3 protein-coding genes and 1 CRISPR repeat array are annotated in these 3,870 nt (G+C 43.0%); all 3 genes read right to left on the bottom strand.

What is annotated here, in order from left to right; translation table 11 throughout:
- Positions 1 to 153: helix-turn-helix domain-containing protein (locus CAG57_RS07160; protein ID WP_161433708.1), on the bottom strand; the 153-nt coding region annotated here is incomplete at its 3' end.
- A gap of 90 nt (positions 154 to 243) precedes the next feature.
- Positions 244 to 1,713: direct repeats of the CRISPR family, unit length 28 nt; unit sequence TTTCTAAGCTGCCTGTGCGGCAGTGAAC.
- Positions 1,714 to 2,462: 749 nt separating this feature from the next.
- On the bottom strand, positions 2,463 to 2,750 hold the full coding sequence (locus CAG57_RS07150) for a type II toxin-antitoxin system RelE/ParE family toxin (protein WP_010377835.1): 288 nt from the start codon (positions 2,748 to 2,750) through the stop codon (positions 2,463 to 2,465).
- Positions 2,747 to 3,028 (bottom strand): type II toxin-antitoxin system Phd/YefM family antitoxin, encoded by a 282-nt coding sequence (locus tag CAG57_RS07145; RefSeq protein ID WP_081245543.1) that lies wholly within the window; start codon positions 3,026 to 3,028, stop codon positions 2,747 to 2,749. Before CAG57_RS07145 ends, CAG57_RS07150 begins: the two co-directional genes overlap by 4 nt.
- Positions 3,029 to 3,870 lie beyond the last annotated feature (842 nt).

Here is a 3,870-nt window from a genome sequence, read left to right as displayed (position 1 = left end):
TTTTGCTCGTTGCGCGTAAGAGGGCATCTGATGCTGCTGCAAATGATGTTTTACGGTATTACGAGAAATGCCTAATTGACGGGCAATGTTACGAATGCTTTGGCCTTGTGCAAAGCGAACATGAATATCCACAAATGTCTCCTTGGTTAACATAAATCACCCGTATAAAAAATAAACGGATGATACCAAGTGGATCAGTTTTCGATGATCGTTAGTGGATCAGTTTTGCATGATCGGTGACACTTTCTAAGCTGCCTGTGCGGCAGTGAACAACGATAAAAATCAAACAAAGGTGAAATAATATTTCTAAGCTGCCTGTGCGGCAGTGAACTTTTTTCATTTTTAATATCTAAATCACCAAGATTTCTAAGCTGCCTGTGCGGCAGTGAACAATTGATTTCAGTCAGCAACGGTCATCTGACTTTTCTAAGCTGCCTGTGCGGCAGTGAACGTTCTTCAGGAAAAGGTAAATCCGGTTCTTCATTTCTAAGCTGCCTGTGCGGCAGTGAACATCTACAACAATATTTCGTTGCGGATTTTCGGTTTCTAAGCTGCCTGTGCGGCAGTGAACTATCGACTGTGTTTTGGGCTAAGCGTCAATATTTTCTAAGCTGCCTGTGCGGCAGTGAACAGCGGCAAGAGGGGCGAGAGCATGAGCTGAACTTTCTAAGCTGCCTGTGCGGCAGTGAACTCGGAATTGATATGTTAGATGTTCTTTGCCATTTTCTAAGCTGCCTGTGCGGCAGTGAACCAAATACTTATGCTAGCGGAAGCCGTTGGCGATTTCTAAGCTGCCTGTGCGGCAGTGAACCTGGATTTACTATTCTTGCTGTTGTTCTCGGCTTTCTAAGCTGCCTGTGCGGCAGTGAACTGAAAACACTTTACGGAAAACTTACGCCAAAATTTCTAAGCTGCCTGTGCGGCAGTGAACTATCAAATGGTCCAGGTATCGGTGAACCTGGATTTCTAAGCTGCCTGTGCGGCAGTGAACGATAAAGCAGAGGAGTCCGTTCTCAAACTGGATTTCTAAGCTGCCTGTGCGGCAGTGAACACATCAAAAATATTAGAATCAATTGATGGTGTAGTTTCTAAGCTGCCTGTGCGGCAGTGAACCGGTCGTTGTTTGTGCCGCCGTCTTTTTTTAATTTCTAAGCTGCCTGTGCGGCAGTGAACAATTATCCGTGTAATGAACGGCTAACCATTATTTTCTAAGCTGCCTGTGCGGCAGTGAACAATAAGCATCAGAATTTAAAAGAACGTCTAAATTTCTAAGCTGCCTGTGCGGCAGTGAACTGTAGCGACCTGTTCTGAGCCATTCAGACTCATTTCTAAGCTGCCTGTGCGGCAGTGAACAGAAAGGAAGCGTTTCACATCGAGTTAAGTAATTTCTAAGCTGCCTGTGCGGCAGTGAACACAATGATTTAGGACGTGTTCCGAAATCAACATTTCTAAGCTGCCTGTGCGGCAGTGAACTCTTTGGCAGCATTTTTTTTGTTGGTGTCCAATTTCTAAGCTGCCTGTGCGGCAGTGAACCTGCGCTCATTCTCATAAGCCGTTTGCATTCTTTTCTAAGCTGCCTGTGCGGCAGTGAACCCGCGGGATAATAAGAATCACCTTTTTCGAGTTTTCTAAGCTGCCTGTGCGGCAGTGAACATAACGTTTACGGTTCCACTCAAATTATTAATTTTCTAAGCTGCCTGTGCGGCAGTGAACTATGAAACTTTATCAGTAACATCTTGTTAATAAAAGTAATTACATCAAATTTCTCAAAATAACCTTTTATTTTTCACTCGATTTATTATTTATATAAATCAATAACTTAAAATACAACGAAAAAAGATGGGTAATTTTATTGCCAGTTAACGCCCTGCTAAGGGGTGAGCAACGCACTACGAAAGCTACCGCACACCAACTTAATCACAAAACTCACCGCATGCTAAAAATGCCACGCGTTGCGAATCCCACTTAAGCAGCTTGTTAGCTTAAATTTCAGCACCTTAAGTTTTACCAAAGCTGAGATTAACTCGATTTGAGAAACCAACAAACCGTTTGAGTTTTAAAACCCGAATTGACTCAAACTTTGTGACCATTCGTTTGCTTTGAAAACCAATAAATTCTGATAACACATATTCGCGAAACTTAAAGCGAAAGCAAGACTGCCAAAGCGACTTTGCACCAAACTGGCTAACCTCGCGCAAGCCCAAAACTCCATTGAGGCAACAGCTCAAAACTCACATTTACAAACAATGCTGATTTGCCGAAAAACCTGAACGAAATGCCAAGGGAAGAAAAAACAGGCTACAACCAATTGACTTTCATTGTTTTAAGCTAACGCCGCATTAAGTGGTGAGCGACGCTAAACACCGATGCCTCGACAAACCACTTAAAACACAAAAACTGAATTTACACTAAAGCCGCCAAGCGTTGCGAATCCGTCTTAAATGCTTTGTTATAACACAGTCTTACACGTCATCTTCCGACAACATTTGACGACAATTACGAACTGTTAGTACGCGGATCTCATGGCTTAAGCTATAGATAATACGATAGTGACCAAAAATGATTTCACGATAGTTAGTATTGGGCATTTCAGGAACAAAGCGCCCCATTTCAGGCATACTTCCAAGTAGTTCAGTTTTGTCAAAAACTTCGTTTACCCACTTTTCTGCCGCAGGTGGATTATCCAAAGAAATAAATTCCGCTGCATCGCCTAACTTCTGAAGCGCTAATGGAGACCAAACTACTTTCATTTCGTAATGCGCCCCAGTACTTGAGCACGAGCATCATCATTTGAAACACCAAGGCCTGAAGCTAATTGAGCTTCAGCGGTGCGCATTTCTTCCAGTAACTCGATCTTCTCTTGCATTGCTTCATACTCTGCAACATCGAGAACAACAGCTACACCTTTGCCACGCTGTGTGATGACCAATGGACGGCGAGTCTCATTGATTTGTTTGATGTAAGAAGCTACACCTGCACGAAATTCAGATAACGGCTGAATATCTTGATCGAAATGAATACGACTCATATTGAACTCCAATTGGTACAAAATAACGTACAAATAATAGTTTAATTAACCGTTTTGAGCAAGGAGTTGATTCTGTGTTATAACGCCCAATTAAGGGGTGAGCAACGCTACCACCCAACCTAACGCATTGTACCGTAACCACCAAATTTGAAGTAGAAACAAAAATGCCAAGCGTTGGGAATCCCTCTTAAATTGTTTGTTATGTTTTACCACAAATGACTGATTTATTTGGCAAAGAACTGCATTATTGACCGTGTTTTCTGAGCCGAATCACACGCAAAAACTCACTGGGCCGCCAGATGTACTGAACACAAAACGCGTAAATCCACTTCCCTGCCCAATGAGGCAACCCGACCAACGTTCAACAAGCGCCCTCTCTTTCCAACCACAGCGCAGAACAATGGCAAATTGCCGAGGCAACTGCCAAGCCGATATGCCAATTGGCAAATACACTCAAAGCGCCTTAAAGCCAGTGAAACTTAAAACCAACCGCCACGACCTGAAAATGAAGCAACCCACGAATATTGGCATGTTTTACGGGCTGAGTAATTCATGAACTTGGGCCGACAATGCCGATTTGCTGAAGTAACTCGAACGAACTGCCAAAGAGGCAAAGAACAGAGATCGAAGAAACTTTAAGCCACTGAAATACAAGTAAACATAACGCCGCATTCTTACGAATCCCCCCATAATTTCCATATAAAACAATGAGTAGACGCGCATCGCTCATTCTGATCTAATGAATTTCGCCAAAAACACACCGGATTAAATGGATTTAATAGGGAACCCCTACGATGCGCGATGTTCAAATTCTACAGCAAACACTCGAAAACCAATGCCCT

This window comes from Vibrio sp. V30_P3S12P165 (assembly GCF_009904905.1).
Classification (GTDB): Bacteria; Pseudomonadota; Gammaproteobacteria; order Enterobacterales; family Vibrionaceae; genus Vibrio; species Vibrio fujianensis.
This window is presented reverse-complemented; position numbering and strand designations above follow the sequence as displayed.

What these genes read in the sequence shown, in the direction of transcription:
- CAG57_RS07150 (WP_010377835.1), bottom strand. Translation starts at nt 2,750, where the DNA reads ATGAAAGTAGTTTGGTCTCCATTAGCGCTTCAGAAGTTAGGCGATGCA.
- CAG57_RS07145 (WP_081245543.1), bottom strand. Translation starts at nt 3,028, where the DNA reads ATGAGTCGTATTCATTTCGATCAAGATATTCAGCCGTTATCTGAATTT.